This is a genomic window from Nocardia macrotermitis, assembly GCF_009604405.1.
GTDB lineage: Bacteria > Actinomycetota > Actinomycetes > Mycobacteriales > Mycobacteriaceae > Nocardia > Nocardia macrotermitis.
Genome location: NZ_WEGK01000009.1, coordinates 175,964 through 200,116, shown reverse-complemented (window position 1 = coordinate 200,116; position 24,153 = coordinate 175,964). Strand labels below are relative to the sequence as shown.

The following is a 24,153-nucleotide window of genomic DNA, read 5'->3' as shown; positions in this document are numbered from 1 at the left end:
GAGTAACAGATGTCGTGCCGCGTCGGTACCGACACGTCTCGTACGTGTACGCACGCAAATCATCGCACTGCGCTACATCGCATCATACGGGTGCACCAGGCGGTATTCGCACGTCGTATCGGTGCACTGCGGTGAACACCTGCGCAGGTGATCGCGGAATCATGCGGATGTTCCGCAACATGGTAGTTCCCGTGGGATGGAGTGGGGACGTTCTAGTCTGAGATGCATGGCGAGCACCGAGCGGGCGGTCCGTAATGGCGGGTTGAGCACGGCCGAGGTGGATCAGCGGGTTCGGGATGGGCGGACGAATGCGATGCCGGATCGGACCGGGCGGTCTGTTGCGGACATTGTGCGGTCGAATGTGTTCACTCGGATCAATGCGATTCTGGGTGTGTTGTTCGTGCTCGTGTTGGCTACCGGGTCGTTGATCGACGGGATGTTCGGGCTGTTGATCGTGGCCAACAGTGTGGTCGGGGTCGTGCAGGAGTTGCGGGCCAAGCGGACGTTGGACAAGTTGGCGATCGTGGGGCAGGCGCGGCCGGTGGTGCGGCGGGACGGGGTGGCGCGGGCGGTTGCGCCGGGGGAGGTGGTGTTGGACGATCTGATCGAGTTGGGGCCGGGTGATCAGATCGTGGTGGACGGTGAGGTGCAGGAGGGGGAGCACCTCGAGATCGATGAGTCGCTGCTGACCGGGGAGGCCGACGCGATCGGCAAGGTGGCGGGGGATCAGGTGCTCTCGGGGAGTTTCGTGGTGTCCGGTTCGGGGGCGTACCGGGCGACGAAGGTCGGGCGCGACGCCTATGCCGCGCAGCTGGCGGCCGAGGCCAGCAAGTTCACGCTGGTGAACTCCGAACTGCGCAACGGGATCGACACCATTCTGAAAGTCATTACCTACCTGCTGATTCCGGCCGGTCTGGTGACGATCTACAACCAGCTGTTCTCCAGTCACGAGTCCTGGCGTTCCGCGCTCAACGGGATGGTCGCGGCGCTCGTGCCGATGGTGCCCGAGGGGCTGGTGCTGATGACCTCGATCGCGTTCGCGGTCGGTGTGGTGCGGCTCGGGCAGCGGCAGTGTCTGGTGCAGGAGCTGCCCGCCATCGAGGGGCTGGCCCGGGTCGACGTGGTGTGCGCGGACAAGACCGGCACTCTCACCGAGAACGGTATGCGCCTGGCCGAGATTCGCGTGTTGAGCGATGTTCCGCAGAAGAGTCTGCGGGCGGCGCTCGCGGCCATGGCCGCCGACGATCCGCGACCGAATGCGAGCGTCGCGGCCATCGCCGAGGGCTGCCCGGACGATCCGGGCTGGTCGCGCAGCGCGGTCGCGCCGTTCTCCTCGGCGAAGAAGTGGAGCGGCAGTTCCTATGGCGCGCACGGCAATTGGCTGCTCGGCGCACCGGACGTGCTGCTGGATCCCGATTCCGAGGCCGCGGCCACCGCGCAGCGGATCGGAGCTACGGGCCTGCGGGTGCTGCTGCTGGCCGAGAGCGATCGTCCGGTGGACGCGCCCGACGCGCCGGGCACGGTCACCCCGCGCGCGCTGGTGATCCTCGAGCAGAAGGTCCGCCCGGACGCGCGCGAGACGCTGGAATACTTTGCCGGACAGGATGTCTCGATCAAGGTCATCTCCGGTGACAACGCCGTCTCGGTCGGCGCGGTGGCCACCTCCCTGGGCCTGCCCGGCGGGCAGGATCCGGTCGACGCCCGCGAATTACCCACCGGCGCAGACGATATGGCCGACGCGGTGGAACAGCACACCACCTTCGGCCGGGTGCGTCCGGATCAGAAGCGGTCCATGGTCTCGGCCCTGCAATCGCGCGGACACACCGTCGCGATGACCGGCGACGGCGTCAACGACGTGCTCGCGCTCAAGGATGCCGACATCGGCGTCGCGATGGGCGCGGGCAGCCCGGCCACCCGCGCGGTGGCGCAGATCGTGTTGCTGGACAACAAGTTCTCCACGCTGCCGCACGTGGTGGCCGAGGGCCGCCGGGTGATCGGCAATATCGAGCGCGTCTCGAATCTGTTCCTCACCAAGACGGTCTACTCGGTGCTGCTGGCCTTCCTGGTCGGGGTCGCCGGAATCGGTTCGCAGATCTTCCATTACGACCCGATGCCGTATCCGTTCCTGCCCCGGCACGTCACCATCGCGGCCTGGTTCACCATCGGCATTCCGGCGTTCATCCTCTCGCTCGCGCCCAACAACGAAAGGGCGCGAACGGGTTTCGTGCCGCGGGTGTTGCGTCTGGCGGTGCCGTCCGGCTCGGTGATCGGCGTGATGACGTTCATCGCCTACCTGATCGCGTATCAGGGCGCGGGGCAGACCGAGACCGAGAAGGTGCACGCGAGTACGACCGCGCTGATCACGCTGCTGATCATCGCGGTGTGGGTGCTGGCGATCGTGGCCCGGCCGTGGGCGTGGTGGAAGGTCGTGCTGATCGCGGGATCCGTTGCGGGATACCTGATTCTGTTCACGGTGCCGTTCACCCGGCACTTCTTCAAGCTCGATCCGTCCGATACCGCGCTGACCGGCGCGGCGGTGGTGTGCGGGCTGATCGGCATCGTGCTGGTCGAATTCGCGTGGTGGCTGACCGCCGCGCCGACCGGGGTGGCCGGGCGGATGCTGACCCGGCGAGGTGAGCGCGAGAGCTGAGCCGCAGCGGGTACCTTCGGCTGTATGGAGGTGCTGCTGCATCAGATCGACGCGTTCGCCGACGCACCGTTCACGGGTAATCCCGCGGCGGTGATGCCGTTGCTCGCATGGTTGCCCGACGAGCTGTTGCAACAGCTCGCCGAGGAGAACAATCTCGCCGAAACCGCTTTCTACACTTCGGCTCTCCCGCCCGGGATCGGCGAGCCGCCGGGCATCGGACCGGCCTATCACCTGCGCTGGTTCACCCCGGGCACCGAGGTGGACATGTGCGGTCACGCGACGCTGGCCACCGCGGCGCACCTGTTCGAGGACATTCATCCGAGCGCGGATCGGCTGCAGTTCTTCACCCGGAGCGGCTGGCTGGCGGTGGATCGCACCGACGCCGACGAGCTGATCCTGGATCTGCCCGCGGTCGAATCCCTGGACGTGATACCGGATCCCGAGCTGGTGGCCGCGCTGGGGGTGCGCCCGGTGCGCGCGCTCAGCGGTCAGGACGAGGTGCTCGTCGTGGCCACCGAGCGCGAGGTGCGCGCGGCCCGGCCGAATTTCGGGGCGTTCCCGGCGCTCGCCCGCGCGGTGATACTCACCGCGCGTGGCGATTCCGCCGATTTCGTCTCGCGGGTGTTCGCCCCCGGCGTCGGCATTCCCGAGGATCCGGTCACCGGGTCCGCGCACGCCCAGCTCACTCCGCTGTGGGCCGCCGAACTCGGGCGCACCACGTTGTCCGCGCGGCAGCTGTCCCGTCGCGGTGGCGCGCTGCGCTGCGTGCTCGACGGTGATCGCGTGCTGCTGGCCGGACGGTGCCGCCGCTATCTGGATGGTGTTGTGCGGCTGCCGGAGTGAGCGTGCGGGTCAGTCCTGCGGGGCGATCGCGGGCAGGTGCACGACCTGTCCGGCGTAGGCCAGGCCCGCGCCGAAACCGAGCAGCAGCGCGGTGTCACCGGCCTTGGCCGCGCCCGAACGCAACAGCTGTTCCATCGCCATGGGAATGGATGCCGCACTGGTGTTTCCGGTGTCGGTGATGTCCCGCGCGATCGCGACCCGCTCGGGCATGCCCAGGGCCTTGACCAGTGCGTCGGTGATGCGGCTGTTGGCCTGGTGCGGGACGAACGCGTCCAGGTCCTCGACGGTGACCCCGGCGTTGTGCAGCGCGTCGCGACATGCCTTGTCCAGGAACGTGACCGCCCACCGGAACACCGCGGTGCCGTTCATCCGGATGTAGGGCCGCTGCGAGGTGCCGCCGCTGGCCTCGGCGGCCGCGACCTCGGCGAAATATTCCTGAAAGTCCTTGTCCTGCTTGATCGCCGCAGTCTGGCTGCCGTCCGAACCCCAGGCCACCGGGCCGATGCCCTCGGTGTCGGCGGGACCGACGACGACCGCGCCCGCGCCGTCGGCGAAGATGAACGCGCAGGTGCGGTCGGTGGGATCGAGCAGGTCCGAGAGGCGTTCGACGCCGATCACCAGCACGTGCCGGGCCTGACCCGCGCGCACCAGATTCGCGGCATTGGCCAGGGCGTAGCAGAATCCGGCGCATCCGGCGGAGATGTCGAAGGCGGCGGCGTTGTGCATGCCGAGTTCGGTGGCCACCACCGCGCCCGCCGAGGGGCCCAGCACCATCTGCGAGGAGGTCGCGAGCACGACCGCGTCGACCTGGTCGGCGCTCAGTTGCGCGGCGGCCAGCGCCTGGCGGGCCGCGGCGGCGCTCATCGCGACGATGGTTTCGTCGGGTTCGGCCCAATGTCGTGCGGCGATGCCCGATCGGGAGCGGATCCACTCGTCGGAGGAGTCGATCCGATCGACGATCTCGGCATTGGGGACGATGCGTCGCGGCCGGTACACGCCGATGCCCAGGGGTGCGGCATGGGCGTTCGGTGCGGCGGTGGCGATGAGCGCGGGCATGCTGATCCTAACTCTCTGCGTGAACCGATCGGTTCACACGGGAAAAGGTTTAACATGAACCGATCGGTTCAGGCAAGGGTAGGAGGGAGATCCCATGGCAGCGGGACCGCGCGCCCGGTTGATCGCCAGCACCATCTCGACGGTGCAGGAGCACGGCGTGCACGCGGCGGGCCTGAGCGAGCTGCTCAAGCGCAGCAACGCCTCACGCAACTCCCTGTATCAGCACTTTCCCGAAGGCAAGGGGGAGTTGGTCGAGGCGGCCGCGAGAATCGTTGCGCGCGTGGTGTATTCGCATGTGGCGAAGATGGCGGACGCGCTGGAGTCGGCGTCCTCGGTCGAACGCTGGCTGGACGAGCTGCTCGCGTTCTGGCGCGGCCCGCTCGAGGACAGCGACTATCGCGCCGGATCGTTCATGATGGCCGCCGCGCTGGACGAGATGAATCCGGCCGTGCAGTCCACGGCCGGGCAGGCGTTCGCGGAGTGGACCGCGCGGCTCGCCGACGGGATGGTGGCCGCAGGGATGGAACAGGCGACGGCGTGCTCGGTCTCGGGGATGGTGCTGTCCACGATCGAGGGGGCGATCGTGCAGAGTCGCGCGCTCAAGTCGAGTCACCCGTTCGAAGAGGTTCGCGCCCAGCTGTCCATTCTGCTGCGGCACCACTTGAGCTGGCGGTAGCGGGAGGCCACGAACCTCGGGGGTGCGCACGAGAAGGGCCGCGAACTGGTGCGTCTCGACGCCCTCCTGGTTCGCGGCCCTGATGTGGTGCTGTCCCTTGCCGGGGACTCGTGCGGCCTCCGCTTCGCTCCGATTCGTCAACGGTCGGGGGCTGTGCCGACCAGGTGGCCCGGAGGGTCAGGCGGTGGCCGCGTCGGAGGCGATGTCCGCGGACAGCGGGGCGACCGCGCCGATGATCTGGCCGACGATCTCGTCGGGGACGCCCGCCCCCTTCAGCGAGTCGGTCAGGTGGCCCGCGACCAGGTTGAAGTGCTTCATCATGATGCCGCGGCCCTGGTGCACCTGCTTCATCGGCGCACCGGTGTAGGGCTCGGGACCGCCGAGGGCGGCGGCGAAGAACTCGACCTGACGGCCCTTGAGCCGGGACATGTTGGTGCCGGTGAAGAAACCCTTGAGGTCGTCGTCGGCGAGGACCCGGACGTAGAAGTCCTCGACGACCGTCTCGATGGCCTCTTGACCACCGATCTTCTCGTAGATGGTCGTCTCCGGTTCGGGATCCGGGGTCGTGGTCTTGGACTTGAAGAGTGAGGGAATTCGCATGTGACCAGGACAACAGCGAGCTGTTGCGGATCGGTTAGTCCGTTGTCGCGGGCCGATTACCGTGCGTGGCAAGTCAATTGCCACAATCTCACGCGGGCCGACTGTGAGATGTGAGGTTGGCGCGGACCCGTCGTCCGAGGATAGCTCCGGCACGCCTGCGGACGCGAGGGCCGATTTTCGCTCGACACTCGTTACCGTCCGGAAGTACCTTCCTGATCGTGTGTGCGCAACGGTCCGGGACGACGGGCGAATCCGAATCCGGCGGCCGGCGGGCACGATGGGGGAGCGGCGGGGCGGTCTTCGGGGCCGCCGCCTACATCCTGTGGGGAGCGTTTCCGGCGTTCTTCGGTCTGTTGGAGTTCACCAGCGCGGTCGAGATCCTGGTTCAGCGGATTCTGTGGACACTCGTGGTGGTGCTGATCGTGCTGCTGGTGGCCGGGCGGATCCGCGAGATGCTGGACATCGATGCGCGCACCTGGCGGCTCGCGGCGGTCGCCGCGCTGGCCATCTCGGTCAACTGGGGTGTGTACGTCTACGGCGTGACGTCCGGGCACGTGGTGGAGTGCGCGCTCGGCTACTTCATCAACCCACTGGTGACGGTGTTGTTCGGGGTGGTGCTGTTCCGTGAACGGCTGGCGTGGCCGCAGTGGGTCGCGCTTGCGCTGGGGGTGGCGGCGGTGCTGGTGCTGACCGTGGACTACGGCCGTCCGCCGGTGATCGCGTTGCTGCTGGCCTGCTCGTTCGCCACCTATGGCCTGGTCAAGAAGGTGATCCGGCTGGATCCGCTGCGCAGCGTCGCCGCGGAGGGCGTGGTGTCGGCGCCGTTCGCGCTGGTGGCCGCGGTGGTGCTCGGCGTCACCGGACATGCGGCCTTCGGGCACGGGGTCGGGCATTCGGCCCTGCTCATGGCGGCGGGCCCGGTCACCCTGATTCCGCTGCTGCTGTTCGCGGTGGCCGCCTCCCGGACTCCGCTCTCGACGATGGGTCTGCTCCAATACCTCACGCCCGCACTGCAAATGGCGTGGGGAGTGCTGGTCGGGCACGAGCCGATGCCCGCCTCGCGGTGGGCCGGGTTCGGGCTGATCTGGCTGGCGCTGCTGGTGTTCACCGCCGACGCGTTGCGCAGACGGCGGGGCAAGGTCGTCACGCGGTAGGGCCGCACCCCCTCATCGGTGCGGCCCCGCCGGCGGTGTCACGGGGTGCCGGGCGGCACCTTGCGGGTGAAATCGTTGGTGTAGGTGCGGGCCAGATCGATGCGGTCGTGCACCGGTTTGACATTGGCCGAGTACTTACCCAGGATCTTCAGGACATTCTGTGCCCCTTCGGGTTTCATCAGACCGTCGCCGTTGAACATGCCGATCGAATCGTGGATGGACCGGATGTAGAGGTCCTTGCCGCCCGCGGCGTACTGCGGGGGCATCTTCGCGGCGATCTGCTCGGGGGTGTGCGCCTTGATCCAGCGCAACGTCTGCACGAAGGCGTTCACCAGCTTCTGCACGATCTCCGGATGCGACTGCACGGTGTCACACCGCATGTACAGCGACGCGGCGGGATACAGTCCGCCCAGCGCCGCCCGGGTACCGGCCTCGGTGCGCATGTCCAGCAGCACCTCGGCGGTTCCGGCCCGCACCATCTGCGCGACGGTCGGATCGGTGGTCATGCCCGCGTCGATGCCGCCGTGGTTCATGCCGGCGATGAACGTCTGTCCCGCACCGACTTTCACCCGGTCGTACTGCGAGGTGCCCAGGCCGGCCTGTCCGGCCAGGGCCTGGGTGATGAAATCGGTGGACGAGCCCAGCGAGGTGATGCCCAGTTTCTTCCCGGCAAAATCCTTGGGCGAGTTGATCTTTCCGCTCTGTGTCGTCGCGACGAGTTCGACCTCGCCGGGAACGTCGGCGAGCTGGGCCACCGTGCGCAGACACTGATCCTTGGATTGCAGGTCGATGGTGTGGTCGTAGAAGCCGACCACCGCCTGCACGTCCCCGGTCAGCAGCGTGGTCTCCGCGGTCGCGCCGGACTGCTGATCCAGCAGGTGCACGTCGATGTCGTTGTCCGCGAAGTAGTTCAGGCGCTGGGCCAGCATCGCGGGCAGGTAGATCACCTTGTCGATGCCGCCGATCATGATGGTGATCTGCGGCCGCCCGTCCTTGCTCGGAATGACCCGCGAATCACGGCAGCCGGTGACCAGCAGCAGTGCACAGACGGCCAGCAGCGCCGCCACGATGTGCTTGCGATATCTCATCTCTCACACCTCGTGTGCCGACTGTGCCTGCGACGGACGCCATTTCAGCAACCGGCCCTCGGCGAATCCGATCGCCCACTCCGCCACCAGCGCCACCGCGGTGATGATGATCATGCCCGCGTAGATACCGGCGGCGTCGAAGGTGTTCTGCGCGTTGGCGATCAGCAGACCCAGGCCCTTGCTCGCGCCCGCGTACTCGCCGACCACCGCGCCGATCAGCGCGAATCCGAAGGCGGTGTGCAGGCTGGACAGGATCCAGGTGGTCGCGCTGGGCAGCACGATCTGCGAGAGCACCTGCCAGCGGCTCGCGCCGAGGATGCGGGCGTTGTCGATGACGTTGCCGTCCACCTCGCGGGCGCCGGTGAAGGCGTTGAAGAACACCGCGAAGAAGGTCAGCACGACGACCGTGGCCACCTTCGACTCCAGCCCCAGCCCGAACCAGATGATGAACAGCGAGGCCAGCACGATACGCGGAACGGCGTTGAGCGCCTTGATGAACGGCGCGGCGACCTCGGCCCAGTACCGGCTGCGGCCCAGCAGCACGCCCAGCACCACACCGGCGACCGCGCCGATCACGAAGCCGACCACGGCCTCCTGCACGGTGGTGAGGATCTGCAACCAGATCGAGCCGAATTGCGTTCCGCTGCCGAACCATTCGACCAGGCGGTCCCAGATCAGCGACGGTTTGGAATAGAAGAACGGGTCGATCCACAGTGTGGCGGTCAGCTGCCACGCGCCCAGCCACAGCACGATGATCGCGAGGCGCAGCCCCCAGGTGCGCAGCCGGTTCCGCAGCACCCGACGGCGGGCGGCGGCGAGGATCTGCTCCTCCGACTCGGCCTCGAATTCGACTGTCGGCGAGTCGTTCTCGGTGATCTCAAGCGACACGACCGGCTCCCTTCGCGCGGGCGGCCTCGACCTGGTCACGCAGCGTGCCCCAGATCTCGGTGTACAGCGTGCGGAATTCGTCGGTGAGACGAACCTCCTCGACATTGCGTGGACGTGCCAACTCGACGCGGTAGTCGCCGCAGACCGTCGCGGGGCTCGCGGTCATCACCACCACCCGATCGGCCAGGGCGATGGCCTCCTCCAGATCGTGGGTCACGAACACCACCGCGGCGCCGGTGCCGGACCACACGCGCAGCAGTTCGTCCTGCATGAGCTGGCGGGTCTGCACGTCCAGGGCGCTGAACGGCTCGTCCATCAGGATGATCTCGGGATCGTTCACCAGGGTCTGGGCCAGTGCCACGCGTTTGCGCATACCGCCGGAGAGCTGATGCGGGTAGTACTTCTCGAATCCGGCCAGGCCGACGGTGTGCACCCACTGCGAAGCCCGTTCGCGCGCTTGGGATTTCGAGCTGCCGCGCAGTCGCGGGCCGAAGGCGACGTTGTCCAGGACCGTGCGCCACGGCAGTACCGCGTCCTGCTGGAACATGTACCCGATGCCCTCGGGAATGCCGTCGACGTCCTTGCCGCGCACCAGGGTTCGTCCCGCCGAGGTGCGTTCGAGACCGGACACCAGCGACAGCGTCGTCGACTTGCCGCAGCCGGTCGGTCCGACCACGGCGACGAATTCGCCCGGGGCGACGGTGAAGTGCAGATTTCGCACCGCCGTGTGGATACCACCGCCGGTTCCGGGAAAGCGCTTCGTCGCGCCCCGGAACTCGATGACAGGGTTGGTCATTGCCTGCTCCTGAAACTCTCGCCGCACCGCACGTGCGACCGCCGATCGACCATAAAGTGCTCCGGGTCACATCCGTCCGGTTGTGCGCACAACTCGTTTAACCTGCAATCTCCGCGTTCTGCGCATTGTGCTCAGCGTCGCGCCGCTACTTGTGCGCGTTTTGCTCGAGGTGGTAGAACGTGGTCGATGTCGGTGTTCGGCGGCCGGGTGCGGTTGCGGACGCAGATCGTGTTACTGCACATGGTGCTCGTCGCGCTCACGCTCGGTATCGCGTTCGGCGTGTTCGCGTACGTGAGTGAGCAGCGGTTGTCCGGGGAGTACGGGCAGCGGGCGCTGGCGATCGCGCGTACCGTCGCGGCGGACCCGGTGGTGCGGGACGAGGTGAACGGTTATTCCTCGGCGACCATGGCGCGCGGGGCGAAATCGGATGCCGAACTGGCCGGGGGACGGCTCCAGCGGATCGCGGAGGACACCCGCACCCGGACCGGCGCGCTGTACGTCGTGATCACCGACGACACCGGGATCCGGCTGGCGCATCCCACCCTCGACCGGCTGGGGGAGATGGTGAGCACCGATCCCTCCGCGGCCCTCGGCGGCGCGGAGGTGGTGATCCAGGAACGCGGCACGCTCGGTGAGTCGGTGCGGGCGAAAGTGCCTGTGCTGCAACCGGAGGGGGTCAAGGTCGTGGGTGAGGTGAGTGTCGGCATCTCGACCGCGGCGGTGCACGATCAGTTGCTCCGGGACCTGCGGCGCGCGGGTCTGCTCGCCGGGGTGGCGCTGTTCGCGGGCGTCATCGGGTCGCTGCTGCTGGCCCGGCGCTGGCACGAGTTGACCCTGGGGCTGCAACCGCCGGAACTCGCGGAGTTGGTGCGCGAGCAGGCGGCGGTGCTGCACGGGATCGGCGAAGGTGTGGTCGCGGTCGACAATCATTGGCGCACAACGGTTGTCAACGACGAGGCGCGGCGGCTACTCGGTGTCGACGGCGCGCCGGGCGTGGACGTGGACGAGATCGGGCTGACGCCGCGGGTGCTCGAGGTGTTCCGGGCGGCCCAGGCGCATCCGGTGCCCGCGGCGGTCGGGGATCGGCTGCTGGTCGTCACCGCGCGCACGGTCAGTCGTGAGGGGCGGGAACTGGGCGCGGTGCTGAGCGTGCGCGATCGCACCGACGTCGAATCGCTGACCCGTCAACTCGACGCGGTGCAGTCCATGAGTACGGTGCTGCGGGCCCAGCGCCACGAATTCGCCAACCGGCTGCACCTGCTCAGCGGGCTGCTGCACGGCGGCCGCCCGGAAGAGGCCACCCAATACCTCGAGGAGTTGCTCGGTTCGGGGCCGCTCGGTGCGGCGCTACCGGGGATGGACGCGCTGCGGGACCCGTATCTCCAGGCATTCCTGGCCGCCAAGGCCGCGCATGCGCGCGAGAGCGGTGTGCGGCTGCGGCTCGGGGCGAACACCTGGGTCGATGCGAATCTCGCTGTGCCCGTGGATGTCACGACCGTGCTGGGCAACCTGCTGGACAATGCCATCGAGGCGGCGCGGGCGGGTGATGACGCGCGGACGGTCGAGGTCGAACTCGTGCAGGAGGGCTCGACGCTGCACCTCACCGTCGCCGACAGCGGCGCGGGCGTACCCGCCGAACTGGTGGATGTCATTTTCACCGAGGGGGTTTCGACCCGGCCGGACAACGGGGTGCCCGGCGGGCGCGGGGTGGGGCTGGCGCTGTCCCGGCAGGTGGCGCGGGCGCTCGGCGGAGATCTGGTGCTGGCGAGTCCGGGCGGCGGCGAAAACGCCCTGCCCGGTGCGGAATTCATCGCCCGGTTGCCCGGGGTACTGGAGGAGACAGGCGCGGCATGAGCACCGAACTGCGGGTCCTGGTCGTCGACGACGACTTCCGGGTGGCCAATCTGCACGCCGGAATCGTCTCGGCGCTACCGGGTTTCGCGGTCGGGGCGACCGTGCACACCCTGGCGCAGGCACGGTCGGCGATCGCCGCGGGCCGCTACGATCTGGCGCTGGTCGATGTGTATCTGCCGGACGGTTCCGGGGTCGAGCTGGTGCGCGAGATCGCCTGTGACGCGATGATGCTCACTGCGGCAACCGAATCCGACACCGTGCGGGCGGCACTGTCGGCCGGTGCGCTGGCCTACCTGGTGAAGCCGTTCGATCATGCCGCCCTGGCCGCTCGTCTGGCCGGTTACGCGCGTTATCGGAAACTGCTGTCGGTGCCGGTGGTCACGCCCCGGGACATCGATACGGCCTTCGAAGCGCTGCGCCCGGCCGGTTCGGTCGGTGCGGGATCCTCCGGACCCGCGCCCGTCTCCTCCTCTCCGACAAAGGATCTGGTGCTGCGGGCGGTACGGGACGCGCCCGCGGCCCTGTCCGCCGCCGAGGTCTCCGCCGCGACCGGCATCTCCCGCGCGACCGCCCAGCGCTACCTGGCCACCCTGGTGGGTGCGGGCGCGCTACGCATGCGGCTGCGCTACGGCAGCACCGGGCGACCGGAACAGGAATACCTCGCGGTCGAGACGGACTGAATCGCGCATTTTTCAAACCTTGGGTAACTGCCGTGTGACAAGAGGGGTTTCGAGTTGGCATCGCCCGGCGGGGTGCTGCACACTGATCGCGGATCTGAGTTCCACCGTTGGTATCGGACCTGACGGGTGTCGAGCCCGGGCAACGAGTATTTATTGAGCATGCCATCTTCGTCCCTTGGAAAGGCGTTGTCGATGTGGCTTCCTGTGCTTCGATCCGAAGAGTTGACGCGCGACCCGATGCGCGTGATTTATTGGGGAACACCGGTGGTTGTGTTCCGCACCACGTCCGGTCGGCTGGGCGCGTTGGAAGATCTGTGTGGCCATCGCGGTATTCCGCTGTCCTGCGGCAGCATTCGCGGCGAGAATATCCGATGTGATTTCCATCATTTCCGATTCAATACCGACGGCGATTGTGTGAACATCCCGTCGGTTTTCCGTGCCGATGACGCCTTCCAGCGCAAGTGCGGCGTCCGGAAATTCCATGTCCGGGAAGAACTCGGCCTGATCTGGATATCGATCGAGGACGAGACGGCGGCGCCCTTTCCGGTCGATCTGGCCGGACTGCCGGAGGATCGCATCCTCGTCACCGGCGCATTCGACATCGGTGGCGATATCCGGGTCTGGATGGATCACTACCTGGACATGCCGCACTTCGCGTGGGCGCATGCCGAGAGTTCGTTCTTCGCCTCGCCCGAGCGGCCCGCGGCGATAGAATCCCCGGTCATCGGTGTGCGGGCGGACAGCACCTATCCGGCCCGGCCCGGTGTCGAACTGGATTTCCATATTCGTGACGACGGTCCGTCGGCGGATTTCGCGCTGTCGGTTCGCCTGTTGCTGCTGCTGGCGAATGTTCGGCGGCGACTGTCGGGGCGGGCCCGAAAAGAACGCGTCTATCGCATGCACGCGCGCGCGGATCTGCTCACCCCGGTGTGTCAGGACACCTGGCTGACCATGGGGCGTATGCCGGTGCGAATCATCGCGAGTGTCAATCCGATCGCCGAGGGCAAGAATCGTTTCGTCTACACCTCCGTCGCCGATGGTCGCGGCCAGGGGCGGCTGGGGCGGATGCTGGCCCGGCGGTTGATGCGGGATTCGGTGCTGCAACATCTCGCGATCGAGGATGGGCAGATGATCGCGCAGGCCCGTTATGTCGAGTGCGAGCAGTTGCGCGCGACCGAATTCGACCAGACCATTCTGGCGATGCGCTCGATGTTCGCCAACTATCAGCGTGAGAAGGCCAAACTTTATCCCGAAGGCTCGATGATGCATTCCCTCGAGTACGGGCCGGACCGGAGTATTGCCCCGTCCGCGGACAACAGTATGATCGAGAGCTGAATACAGTATGTCGGAGATGACAACTCTGGTCGGATTACTCGACCACAAAGCGCGTACCCAGCCCGAAATCGCGCCGCTGGAATTTCTCGGTGATACGGCGAATCCGCCGAATTACGCGGATCTGGATCGGCTGGCCCGCGCCACGGCTGCCCGGCTGACCGAGCTGACCGCACCGGGCGATCGGGTGCTGCTGGTGATGCCCAGCGGTACCGACTTCGTCGCGACGTTCTTCGGATGTCTGTACGCCCGGGTACTTCCGGTGCCGTGCCCGCCGCCGCTGCCCGGTCCGATGGCCGAGCGGTTCGCCGCGATCGTCGCCGATTGTGCGCCGAATCTCCTTGTCACCGAACGTGATTGGGTCGCGATGTTGGCGGCGGTCGAGGGACCGAAGCTGGTCTCGGCGCACGAGTTGCGCGAGAGTGCCACCGACCCAGCGGATTTCGTGCTGCCGGAGGTCCGGCCGTCGAATACCGCGTATCTGCAATACACCGGCGGGACCACCGGATCGCCGCGCGGCATCGTGCTGACCCACGCCAATGTGCTGGCCAATCTCGCGCTGGCATCGGCCGACAACGTGCTCACCGGCGAGGATCTCATGATCGGCTGGTTGCCGCTGTTCCACGATCTCGGCCTGGTCAGCCAGGTGCTGCAACCGCTCTACGACGGATACCGCGTGGTCATGATGCAGCCGCAGGATTTCGTCGCCGATCCGGCGCACTGGCTGCGCACGGTGTCCGAACGTGCGGCCACCATGGCCGCGCTGCCCGGTTTCGCCTACGACATGCTGCTGCGGCGGATACCGGCCGCCGAGCGCGCGACGTTGCGGCTGGATCGGCTGCGGATCGCGCGGACCGGGGCCGAGGTGCTGGATCCGGCGCAGATCACCGAATTCCTCGCCGGTTTCGCGGCGTCCGGGCTGCGGCCCGAATCCCTCAGTACCGCTTACGGTCTCGGCGAGGCTGTCGTGCACGTGTGTATCGCTCCGCTGAACACGCCGCCGGTCATGGTGCGTGCCGATCGGCAGCGGTTGGAGCGGGGTGAGGTCGTGTCCGGTGCCGAGGATGCCGAGACCGTGCTGCTGGCCGGGAGTGGGCGTCCGGGTTCCGGGGTGTGGGTGACGATCGCGTCGCTCGACGAACAACGAAGTCTCCCTGAGGGATTCGTCGGTGAGATCATGATCACCGGATCCAGTGTGGCAGCCGGGTACTGGGGTGTCGAAGGTGGGACCATCGCGGTCGGTGGTGTGGACGGTTTCCTGCCCACCGGTGATCTGGGCTGTCTGCTCGACGGCGAGCTGTTCGTCCTGGGGCGCACCGCGGATCTGATTGTCGCGGAAGGTCGTTGGATCTTCCCCGTCGATGTCGAACGCACGGCGGCGTCGGCCACCCCGTCCGTCCGGGCACACGCCTGCGCGGTCTTCGCCGTCGACGGCGCGGTGGTGCTGGTGGCCGAGACCAAGCACGCGGACGAGGCGGCGATCGAGGCGATCCGCGCGGGTGTTCTCGCCCGACATGGTCTGGAGCTGAAGGACATTCGGCTCGTCGGTCGCGGTAGCCTGCCGATGACCACCAGCGGGAAACTGCGCCGCGGCCGCACCCGCGACCTCTACCAGCAGGGTGCACTGAATTGAGTTCGCGGTGGCAGCATCTTCACCGCGACGGTGCTGCCACCGGAACGACCCGCGACCGATTCGCGAGTCGGCCGTCATCCCCAGTGACCGGCGGGTCGTGCCGCCGAATGGCCGCGTCGGTAGCCTCACCCGAATGGAGATCCGCACGGACGACCTGACCGGCCAGGACATCGTCGACCTGATCGGCGGGCACCTGGACGAGATGCGCGTGGTCACACCGAACGCGGACAGCATGCATGCCCTCGACGTCGATGCCCTGCGTCGCCCGGACATCACGGTCTGGTCCGTGCGTGAGGACGGCCGCCTCGCCGGTTGCGGCGCGATCAAGCGCCTGGACGCCCACCACGGCGAGATCAAATCCATGCGCACCGCGCATGCCCATCGCCGCCGGGGCGTGGCCGCGCTACTGCTGGCGCATCTGGAAACGGAGTCGGCGCGCGTCGGGATTACGCGGTTGAGCCTGGAAACCGGTGCGGAGGATTTCTTCGAGCCCGCTCGCCGCCTCTACCTCGGCCACGGATTCGAGTACTGCGAGCCGTTCGGCGATTACCGTCCCGATCCGCTCAGCGTGTTCATGACCAAGCGAATCGCGTGAATTGCGGGTCGGTTGCGGTCGCGGGAGGGCGTGCCATGCTGGGGTCATGAGCGTGCGGTCCGCTGGTGAGGTGAGGGTGTGAGCCGGTTCGAGGTGTGGGCCCCGGCGGCGGCGCGGGTGCGGGTCGAGGTGGCGGGGGCGGTCCACGAGATGCGGCCCGGTGCCGATGGCTGGTGGGTGGCCGAGGCCGAGGGTGGTCCGGGGGTTCGGTACGGATTTCTGATCGATGACGATGCGCTGGTCTTGCCCGATCCACGTTCGGCGCGACAGCCGGACGGAGTGCACGGGCGGTCGGCGCGGCATGCGTTGGATCCAGCTGGATGGACCGATTCCGGTTGGACTGGAAGACAATTGGCCGGATCGGTGTGCTACGAGCTGCATGTCGGGACATTCACACCCGAGGGCACGTTCGACGCGGCGGTCGAGCGACTGGACCATCTGGTGGAACTCGGGGTGACCACGGTCGAGTTGATGCCGGTCAACGCGTTCAACGGGGTGTGGAACTGGGGCTACGACGGTGTGTTGTGGTACGCGGTACACGAGCCCTACGGCGGGCCGGACGGGTTGCAGCGGTTCGTGAATGCTTGTCACGGTAGGGGTTTGGCGGTCGCACTGGATGTCGTCTACAACCATCTCGGGCCCTCGGGGAACTACCTGCCGCGCTTCGGGCCCTATCTCGGCGCGGAATCCAACACCTGGGGTCAGCAGCTGAATCTCGACGGACCAGGTTCGGACGAGGTCCGGCGTTACATCATCGACAACGCACTACGCTGGTTCGACGAATTCCACATCGACGCACTGCGATTGGACGCGGTGCACGCCCTGGTCGATCACCGTGCGATCGGACTGCTGGAGGAATTGGCCACCGAAACCGCCGCGCTCTCGGCCCGGCTCGGACGCCCGCTGAGCCTGATCGCGGAAAGCGACCTGAACGATCCGCGCCTGATCACCCCGTGCGCGGCAGGAGGTTTCGGTCTGCACGCCCAGTGGAACGACGATCTCCACCATGCGGTCCACACCGCCGTCTCGGGTGAAAGACAGGGCTACTACGCGGATTTCGGCTCCATGAGATGTCTCGCCGACACCCTGCGCAACGGATTCTTCCACGCCGCAACCTATTCCAGCTTCCGAGGCAGAACCCACGGCCGCCCCCTGAACACCCGCCTCATACCCGGCAGCGCGTTGATGGGCTACACCTGCACCCACGACCAGATCGGCAACCGTGCCCTCGGCGATCGCCCGTCCGCCTACCTCACCGATGGTCAACTCGCGATCAAAGCGGCCCTGATCCTCATCTCGCCCTACACGCCGATGCTGTTCATGGGCGAGGAGTGGGGTGCGCGAACTCCGTTCCAGTACTTCACTTCCCACCCCGAACCGAAACTCGCGGCCGCGGTCGCTGAGGGACGCAGGAACGAATTCGCCGACCACGGCTGGCCCGCCGCCGACATCCCCGACCCGCAGGCCCCGGCCACCTTCCACCGCTCGAAACTGGACTGGTCCGAGCCGGGGAACCCCACCCATTCCCGCCTGCTGAACTGCTACCGCGCACTACTGACCCTGCGCCGCACCGAGCCGAGCCTCGCAGATCCCAGGCTGGATCGTCTCACCGCCGAGTACGACGAAAATGAACGCTGGATCATTGTGCACCGCAACGGAATCCACCTCGCCTGCAACTTGTCCGAACATCCCGTGCGACTACCCGTCACCGGCGACCCGCTGCTGGTCTGGGATCCGATCCAGCAAACCGATTCGCACACAACAGTTCCCGCGCACTCCTTCGCCCTGCTCTCGGACCCGGAGCGTGCCGGAATCACTCGGCCGGTGGCACCCGCCGAGTGAGCCAGTCGACAACGTACTCGAGAACCTCCGGCGCCACGGTGACCTGTATTTGCCCGTATTCGGTCGGACTACCCGTGGTCGCGGGCTGCATGAGGTGGTTGAGCCCGTCGAAGACGTGGACATCCGCATCAGGATTCTCCGCCAGCAGAGTGCGTGCCAGCGGCGCGTTCTGCTCGAGCGGAACCTGGAGATCCTTCGACCCGAAGAACGCCAGCACCGGTATGCGCAGCGCACGCAACGCCGCGGCCGGGTCGTAGCCGACGAATGCGGCGAAGTTCGTGTTGACGATCCGATCCATCGTCGATTCGGGCTGTCGCTGCTCCGGCGGCAGGGCGGCGTTGTGTTCGAGGACGAACTGCCGGGCCCGCTCCGGATCACCGTCGAGCAGCAGCGTGGTGAGCTTTTCGACGAAGCCGAGCTGCGTGGCGATCTCGTCGCCGGATGCCTCGCGAACCGCCATGATCGCCCGGTTCTGGGCCAACAGCACCGCCCTGCCGGAGGCCGCGGGACCGGCCATCATGATCACGAACGCGATCCGGTTCTCCGGCCGGGAGGCGACCAGCGGCCCGAGGTAGCCGCCTTCGCTGTGGCCGAACAGTCCGACGCGTTGGGCGTCGATGTCCGGGCGTGAGCGCAGGAATTCCAGTCCCGCGACGACATCCCCCGCGAGATCGTCGTAATCGGCGTCGGCCAGGACGCCGCCGGTGCCGCCGACACCGCGTTTATCGGTGCGCAACACGGCGTACCCGGTTCGGGTGAGCGTGTCGGCGAGCAGCAGAAAAGGCTTGTGCCCGAACACTTCTTCGTTCCGGTCGTTCTTCCCGCTGCCGTTGAGCAGGACCACCGCCGGGTAGGTGCCGGGCGCCGGCGGCAGGGTGAGCGTCCCGGCGATCGTGATGTCGCCGCTGGGGTAGGTCACCTCCTCGGACCGGTACGGCCGGGGCTCGGCCGGTTCCTGCGGACGTGGCGGCACCGGAACCGTGCCGCGCCGCAGTGTCAGCGGCAGTTCGTGTCCGGCCTGGGTGAACGTCCCGGTGATCACCGCATCCGAGGGGTCGTAGCGGCCCGCGAAGGTGGGTGCGCCGGGCAGTCCGGGAATGGTGAAGGCGACTTTCTCGGGTGAGACGACGACCTCGGCGAGGGGATGTTCGAAAAGGCTCTGGACCGGCACCGTCAGCGATCCGCTGTCGCCGTCGAGGCTGATGCCCAGCGGTAACGGTTGTCCGGGGATCTCCAGCGTCCCGGTCCAATCGCCCGCCAGCGCATCCTCGCCGGCGTGTCGCCGGGGTCGTGGTGCGCGGTCGAGGACCGCGATGATCAGCAGAATCAGTGTCAGGACCCGCAACGATCGCATAACTCAGCGTAGCCGGGCGAACCGTACGCCCGTACCGTGGACAGGTGAGCAACGACGCTTTCCCCTCCGGCCGCGCGCCCCTGCCCGCGGGTGTGCGCGGATCCGCCGCCGCCGGATTCGCACCGCTGGTGCGCGCCTTCGCGACATTCGTGGGCGGTCGCCCCGGTGCCGGTGGCGCCTTGACGGTCATGCGACACGGCGAACCACTCGTGGACATCCGAACCGGTCAGGCCGCGCCCGGCACCGACTGGTCGCGCGATACCGGAGTCGTGGTCTTCTCCGCCACCAAGGGGGTGGCCGCCACGGTCGTGCACCGGCTCGCCGATCGCGGACTGCTGGACTACGACGCGCCCGTCGCCGAGTACTGGCCGGATTTCGGCGTCGCCGGGAAAGAGCGAATCACGGTGCGGCGCTTGCTGACCCACCGCGCCGGACTCACCTCACTGCCGTCGATCGCCGCCGGGATCGAGGATCTGCTCGACCACGAACTGATGGAACAGCGCCTGGCCGCCGCCGCGCCTGATCGGCTGCTCGGCGTCCCGGCTTATCATGCGCTCACCTTCGGCTGGCTGCTGGCCGGGCTGGCCCGCGCGATCACCGGACGCGGTATGGCCGAACTGTTCCGCACCGAGGTCGCCGAGCCGCTCGGCGTGGACGGTATCCATCTCGGCCGCCCGCCGGTGGGATCGCCGACAACCGTTGCGACACTGCAAGGTTCGCGGCTGGCGGCGGTGCGCGCACCGCTCGGCGCGATGTTGTTCGGCCACGCGTACGGCATCCCGGGCACGCTCGGCGCGGCCAGCCGGTCGCTGTTCCTGCCCGGTGTGGAGACCATCCTCGAGGGCGAGAACCCGCCGATTCTCGAGACCGAGATGGCCGCGGGCAACGGCGTGTGCAGCGCATCCGCCCTGGCCACGCTGTACGGCGCGCTCGGCGACGGCACGATCGACGGCCGCAGATACCTCTCGGCCCGCACCACCCGGGCCCTGCGCCGAGTCGAGACCTACCGCCTCGACCACACCCTGCTCTACCTGCCGATGATGTGGCACCTCGGCTACCACTCCATGCCGACTGTAGGCTCCCGCAACGGTTTCGGGCACATCGGCCTCGGCGGTTCCTTCGGCTGGACCGACCCAAACCAGGGCCTGTCCGTGGGTTTCGTCCACAACCGCCTCGACCTGAGCCGCTTCGTCTGGGATCAGATCGCCTCCACCTGGATCCTGCCGTTGGTGGTGCGCGGTGCGCACGCGGTTCCCCGAGCCTTGGATGTCGGCGAATCTCGCGGAGCCGCATAGCTTTCCGATGTTCCGATTCGGGTGACGCTCCCCGTGATCGGCGCGGTCCCGCCGACCCCCGACTTTTTATTGCCGAACCTGTCCCCGGGGTACTCTGGCCGCCAATCCCCTTGTCCTGCAACGACTTTCAGGATCTCGAAATGCGGTCGGTACCGGTCGGATATCGTTCGTGCACACTGTCCGGCACTACCATGAGCGTCGTCCGGCCGCGTCTCCTCGTACGTGCGAAAGCGGTTGTTGCGTAAGATGTTCGATGGTCCTCAGGTGAGGTAGCGGTAGGCGGGGGAGCCCGGGTCGAGGCGTTCGCACTGGAGAGGCGAGGCTTGGATGCGCTCCAGGAGGGAGTGCAGGCCGTCGGGGGAGCCGAGTTCCACACCCACCAGGGCCGCGCCGGTTTCGCGGTTGTTGCGCTTGACGTATTCGAAGAGGGTGATGTCGTCGTCGGGGCCCAGGACCTCGTCCAGGAAGCGGCGCAGCGCACCGGGCTCCTGCGGGAAGTCCACCAGGAAATAGTGTTTCAGGCCCTGGTGGACCAGGGAGCGTTCGATGACCTCGCCGTAGCGGGAGACATCGTTGTTGCCGCCGGAGAGCAGGCAGACCACGGTCGCGCCCGGGGGGACGTCGATTTCGGCGAGTCCCGCGACCGAGAGGGCGCCCGCGGGTTCGGCGATGATGCCCTCGTTCTGGTACAGCTCCAGCATGGCCGTGCAGATCGCGCCCTCGTCGACCAGCATCATCCGGAAAGAGCCTGCGCCCCTGGGGGATTCGGTCGCCGTGAGCAGGGGGAGGGAGGCGTGCGAGATGACCCGGCCGCCGAACTTCTCGACCGCGGCGTAGGGCAGATCGCCGATGCGCCGCACCGCCGCGCCGTCGACGAAGGGGTCGATATCGGGCAGCGTGACCGGGCCACCGGCGACCAGGGCCGCGGTCATCGAGGCCGCGCCCGCCGGTTCGACCGCGAGAATCGCCGTGGCGGGGGAACGTTCGCGCAGATAGGTGCCGATACCGGCCAGACAGCCGCCGCCGCCGACCGGGATGATCACCAGATCCGGTGTGCGGCCGAGTTGTTCGAGGATCTCCGCGGCGATGGTGCCCTGTCCGGCGGCGGTGCGCGGATCGTCGAAGGGCGGCACCATTGTCGCGCCGGTGCGGGCGACGTCGGCGGCGGCCTCGGCGGCCGCGGCGTCGAAGGTGTCGCCGACCGCGAGCAGTTCCACGAATTCGCCGCCGTGCGCCCGGATGCGGTCGCGCTTCTGCTTCGGCGTGGTCGTCGGGACGTAGATGCGGCCGGTGATACCCATTGCGCGACAGGCGAATGCGACGCCCTGCGCGTGATTACCGGCGCTGGCGGTCACCACCCCGGCCGCGCGCTCGGCGGCGGTCAACTGCACGATCAGGTTGTACGCGCCGCGCAGTTTGTAGGAGCGCACCGCGGTGAGGTCCTCGCGCTTGACGTACACCTCCGCGCCGGACAGCGCCGAGAGCCGATCGATCCGCTGCAGCGGCGTCGGGTCGATGATGTCGGAAATTCGCTTGGCGGCAGCATCGATCTCGTCCGCGCTCAGTTCGGGCAGCGGACCGGACAATTTCTCTGCGACATCAAGCGGTTCGGACACCCGAACATGCTATCCGGGCCCCGGACAGGCGTGTCGTGCGCCCGCCGTCAGCGCTCCGGCGGCGTCCACGAGCGGCTGTTACCACCGTGACCTGCGCGGATATCAGGTTGGGGGAATCGGTCGGGCCGCATGCGATTACGCCGGGATTGTCGGGCGGTGTGGGCGGATCGTCGCCGGGTGGAGTCGGCGAGTGCCGAGGTCCGGGCGGGTGAGTGCGGCACTCGGCCGTTGGGTGGATACGCAGGTCGACCGGCGTTCTCCGGCGAAGTTCGGTGGACCGAACTTAGATATCCGTGTACCCTGACCAGATGGTAGTGGTGAATCCGGAGCGAGCTGTCACCCGTGGTGCGCACGAGGTCGATATCGCCGGTGTGCGGTGGCCGGTGTACAAGCTCGAGGCGCTGGCCCTGGGTTTGTTCGTCGCTCTCGCGCTCGTCCTGATCACCGGATCCGCCCAGCTCGCCGTACTCGTCGCCGCGGCAGTGGCCGCCGTCCGCTGGGCCGTCGCCGTAATCGGTCCCCGCATTCATTCGATGTCCTGATTCGCGCCGCAGCGCTCGGCGGGCGAATTCCGATCGGTCCGACGATAGGCCGCGTGTGCCCTCGGCCCCGATCTTCCAATGTGACGACGGCACCGCTGCAATCCGATTGCCGACAGGCCGCCGTGTACTCCGTCGGCGTATGGGGTTAGCGCCACGGATTGTTTCGGCGTCTGTCCTGATCGGTCGCGTGATATGCCGATGTGTGGCGGCACCTGCGGCCGAGCCCGGCTCGACGGTGGAACCTCGGAACGGGATTGGGCAGGTCACTCCGGAACTGTCACTGCCGGACCGCGTGCCCGGCTGTGCGCGGGACTGTTTGGGGCGTAACACCTTTCGACTCGCCGCCGATTGCTGTGCGCGGCTGCTCCGGCAACAGGTGCTGTGAACGTTAACATCCTCCTGTGCGGAATCGTCCGCCGATACGTGGCGAACCGTGGCGTCCTCGGCATCGATTGAGGCGCAGGGTGATTCGCTTCGACGCGGGCGGGCGGTGGCGGAAATCGGTGTGGGCGCTAACCTGAATCATGGATCGACGCCGGTAGTCCGGCATGGAAGGTGGGGATGTGAGAGACCGGAACGGGCGCTCCCCGGGCAAGGCCGGACGTCCGGCGGTGATGACGGATGTCGCCAAACTGGCCGGTGTGTCACATCAGACGGTGTCGCGCGTGCTGAACGACAGCCCGCAGGTGCGTGCCGAGACGCGCGAACGCGTGCTGGCCGCGGTCGAGGCGCTCGGATACCGTCCCAACGCGATGGCCCGCGGCCTGGTCAGCCGCCGTTCCAAGGTGCTCGGCGTGGTCACCTTCGACACCGTGCTCTTCGGTCCGGCATCGATGATGCTGGGGATCGAAAGGGCCGCGCGCGCAGCGGGTTACGGCGTCAGCATCGCCGCCCTGGAGACCGTGGACCGGCCCAGTGTGCTGGCCGCGATCAACACCCTCGCCGATCAGGGCGTGGACGGGGTGATCGTGATCGCGCCGCAGCAGACCACCGCGTCCGCCCTGCATTCGATGCCCCGCCAACTCGTCGTGGTCGCGGTCGAGGCCGGTCAGGACGCCGGACTGCCCGCCGCCGTGGTCGACCAGTTCGAGGGCACCCGCCTGGCCGTGCACCACCTGTTGGAGCTGGGCCACCGCACGGTCTGGCACGTGTCGGGCCCGGCCGGTTGGCTCGAGGCGCGCGACCGCGCCCAGGGCTGGCGGCGCGCCCTGGAGGCCGCCGGTGCGGAGGTGCCGCCCATGATCGGCGGCGACTGGAGCGCCCGCTCGGGCTACGAGGCCGGCCTGCTGCTGGCCGCCCAGACCGGCGTCACCGCGGTCTTCGCCGCCAACGACCAGATGGCCCTGGGCCTGCTGCGCGCCTTCGCCGAACGCGGAATCCGTGTCCCCGAAGACATTTCGGTCATCGGCTTCGACGACATCCCCGAGGCCGCCTACCTGACCCCACCCCTGACCACCATGCGCCAGGACTTCGACGAGGTCGGCCGCCGCAGCATGCAGCTACTCCTGCAACTCCTGGAATCCGACAACGACGTCCCCGAACCGCCCCCGGTCGTCCCGACCCTCGTCGTCCGCGAGAGCACCGCCCCACCCGCGCGATAACTCCGCCGCAGAGGCAGCGCGCGGGCCACCTCCGAGAATCGCTTCGCGCGGCGGCAGT

General features: G+C 67.8%; 20 protein-coding genes. 13 read left to right on the top strand and 7 right to left on the bottom strand.

Translation table 11 applies throughout. From position 1 onward, the window contains the following. Positions 1–226 precede the first annotated feature (226 nt). Entirely contained in the window at positions 227–2,650 is a 2,424-nt protein-coding gene (locus NRB20_RS21545; RefSeq protein ID WP_153411936.1) for an HAD-IC family P-type ATPase, read from the top strand. Positions 2,651–2,674: 24 nt separating this feature from the next. After that, complete coding sequence (locus tag NRB20_RS21540; protein ID WP_153411935.1) at positions 2,675–3,493, top strand: PhzF family phenazine biosynthesis protein; 819 nt, start codon at positions 2,675–2,677, stop codon at positions 3,491–3,493. A gap of 9 nt (positions 3,494–3,502) precedes the next feature. On the opposite strand, the gene NRB20_RS21535 is transcribed toward NRB20_RS21540, so the two are convergent. Then, a complete protein-coding gene (locus NRB20_RS21535; protein WP_153411934.1) occupies positions 3,503–4,549 on the bottom strand; it encodes a beta-ketoacyl-ACP synthase III in 1,047 nt (348 codons plus the stop codon). A 94-nt stretch (positions 4,550–4,643) separates the two neighbouring features. Here NRB20_RS21535 and NRB20_RS21530 point away from each other — a divergent pair, with 94 nt between their 5' ends. Then, positions 4,644–5,225, top strand: coding sequence for a TetR/AcrR family transcriptional regulator (locus NRB20_RS21530; RefSeq protein WP_153411933.1), 582 nt, complete (start codon positions 4,644–4,646; stop codon positions 5,223–5,225). 177 nt (positions 5,226–5,402) lie between these two features. On the opposite strand, the gene NRB20_RS21525 is transcribed toward NRB20_RS21530, so the two are convergent. Then, positions 5,403–5,825, bottom strand: a complete 423-nt coding sequence (locus NRB20_RS21525) for a group I truncated hemoglobin (protein ID WP_153411932.1) — start codon at positions 5,823–5,825, stop codon at positions 5,403–5,405. 218 nt (positions 5,826–6,043) lie between these two features. Here NRB20_RS21525 and rarD point away from each other — a divergent pair, with 218 nt between their 5' ends. Further along, on the top strand, positions 6,044–6,979 hold the full coding sequence (rarD, locus tag NRB20_RS21520) for an EamA family transporter RarD (protein WP_406603862.1): 936 nt from the start codon (positions 6,044–6,046) through the stop codon (positions 6,977–6,979). Between the two features lie 38 nt (positions 6,980–7,017). Here the strand turns inward: rarD and NRB20_RS21515 are convergent, their stop codons facing one another. Genes NRB20_RS21515 through NRB20_RS21505 form a run of 3 tightly spaced genes read right to left on the bottom strand, consistent with a single transcriptional unit; the run spans position 7,018 to position 9,751 of the window. Beyond that, positions 7,018–8,067 (bottom strand): ABC transporter substrate-binding protein, encoded by a 1,050-nt coding sequence (locus NRB20_RS21515; protein ID WP_153411931.1) that lies wholly within the window; start codon positions 8,065–8,067, stop codon positions 7,018–7,020. 3 nt (positions 8,068–8,070) lie between these two features. Next, on the bottom strand, positions 8,071–8,955 hold the full coding sequence (locus NRB20_RS21510; protein ID WP_319945230.1) for an ABC transporter permease: 885 nt from the start codon (positions 8,953–8,955) through the stop codon (positions 8,071–8,073). Continuing rightward, positions 8,945–9,751, bottom strand: a complete 807-nt coding sequence (locus NRB20_RS21505; protein WP_153411929.1) for an ABC transporter ATP-binding protein — start codon at positions 9,749–9,751, stop codon at positions 8,945–8,947. The genes NRB20_RS21510 and NRB20_RS21505 overlap by 11 nt, the downstream gene beginning before the upstream one ends. A 186-nt stretch (positions 9,752–9,937) precedes the next feature. Between NRB20_RS21505 and NRB20_RS21500 the strand changes: the two genes are divergently transcribed. The 6 genes from NRB20_RS21500 (at position 9,938) to treZ (ending at position 17,687) form a co-directional block, all read left to right on the top strand. Continuing rightward, positions 9,938–11,605 (top strand): ATP-binding protein, encoded by a 1,668-nt coding sequence (locus NRB20_RS21500; RefSeq protein ID WP_153411928.1) that lies wholly within the window; start codon positions 9,938–9,940, stop codon positions 11,603–11,605. After that, positions 11,602–12,285 (top strand): response regulator, encoded by a 684-nt coding sequence (locus NRB20_RS21495; RefSeq protein ID WP_153411927.1) that lies wholly within the window; start codon positions 11,602–11,604, stop codon positions 12,283–12,285. Before NRB20_RS21500 ends, NRB20_RS21495 begins: the two co-directional genes overlap by 4 nt. A gap of 159 nt (positions 12,286–12,444) precedes the next feature. Further along, a complete protein-coding gene (locus tag NRB20_RS21490; RefSeq protein WP_153411926.1) occupies positions 12,445–13,620 on the top strand; it encodes an aromatic ring-hydroxylating oxygenase subunit alpha in 1,176 nt (391 codons plus the stop codon). Between the two features lie 16 nt (positions 13,621–13,636). Next, positions 13,637–15,250 carry an AMP-binding protein gene (locus tag NRB20_RS21485; RefSeq protein WP_194289953.1) on the top strand — a complete coding sequence of 538 codons (1,614 nt, stop codon included), beginning with the start codon at positions 13,637–13,639 and terminating at the stop codon, positions 15,248–15,250. A gap of 133 nt (positions 15,251–15,383) precedes the next feature. Further along, entirely contained in the window at positions 15,384–15,845 is a 462-nt protein-coding gene (locus NRB20_RS21480) for a GNAT family N-acetyltransferase (protein ID WP_153411924.1), read from the top strand. 78 nt (positions 15,846–15,923) lie between these two features. Beyond that, the gene (treZ, locus tag NRB20_RS21475) at positions 15,924–17,687 is read left to right on the top strand and encodes a malto-oligosyltrehalose trehalohydrolase (RefSeq protein WP_319945229.1); all 1,764 of its coding nucleotides are present in this window, start codon (positions 15,924–15,926) and stop codon (positions 17,685–17,687) included. Here the strand turns inward: treZ and NRB20_RS21470 are convergent. Then, positions 17,659–19,041, bottom strand: coding sequence for an alpha/beta hydrolase family protein (locus tag NRB20_RS21470; RefSeq protein ID WP_153411923.1), 1,383 nt, complete (start codon positions 19,039–19,041; stop codon positions 17,659–17,661). The two genes, treZ and NRB20_RS21470, sit on opposite strands and share 29 nt — an antisense overlap. Before the next feature lie 44 nt (positions 19,042–19,085). On the opposite strand from NRB20_RS21470, the gene NRB20_RS21465 reads away from it, so the two are divergent. Then, positions 19,086–20,336, top strand: coding sequence for a serine hydrolase domain-containing protein (locus NRB20_RS21465; RefSeq protein WP_319945228.1), 1,251 nt, complete (start codon positions 19,086–19,088; stop codon positions 20,334–20,336). A gap of 260 nt (positions 20,337–20,596) precedes the next feature. Here NRB20_RS21465 and ilvA read toward each other — a convergent pair whose 3' ends face one another. After that, entirely contained in the window at positions 20,597–21,952 is a 1,356-nt protein-coding gene (gene ilvA, locus NRB20_RS21460; protein WP_319945227.1) for a threonine ammonia-lyase IlvA, read from the bottom strand. Positions 21,953–22,260: 308 nt separating this feature from the next. Here ilvA and NRB20_RS21455 point away from each other — a divergent pair, with 308 nt between their 5' ends. Together NRB20_RS21455 and NRB20_RS21450 are read left to right on the top strand one after the other, a co-directional pair. Further along, positions 22,261–22,494, top strand: a complete 234-nt coding sequence (locus tag NRB20_RS21455) for a hypothetical protein (protein WP_153411922.1) — start codon at positions 22,261–22,263, stop codon at positions 22,492–22,494. 563 nt (positions 22,495–23,057) lie between these two features. Further along, positions 23,058–24,095: a LacI family DNA-binding transcriptional regulator gene (locus NRB20_RS21450; protein ID WP_319945226.1), complete on the top strand. Its 1,038-nt coding sequence runs from the start codon at positions 23,058–23,060 to the stop codon at positions 24,093–24,095. Positions 24,096–24,153: the final 58 nt, after the last annotated feature.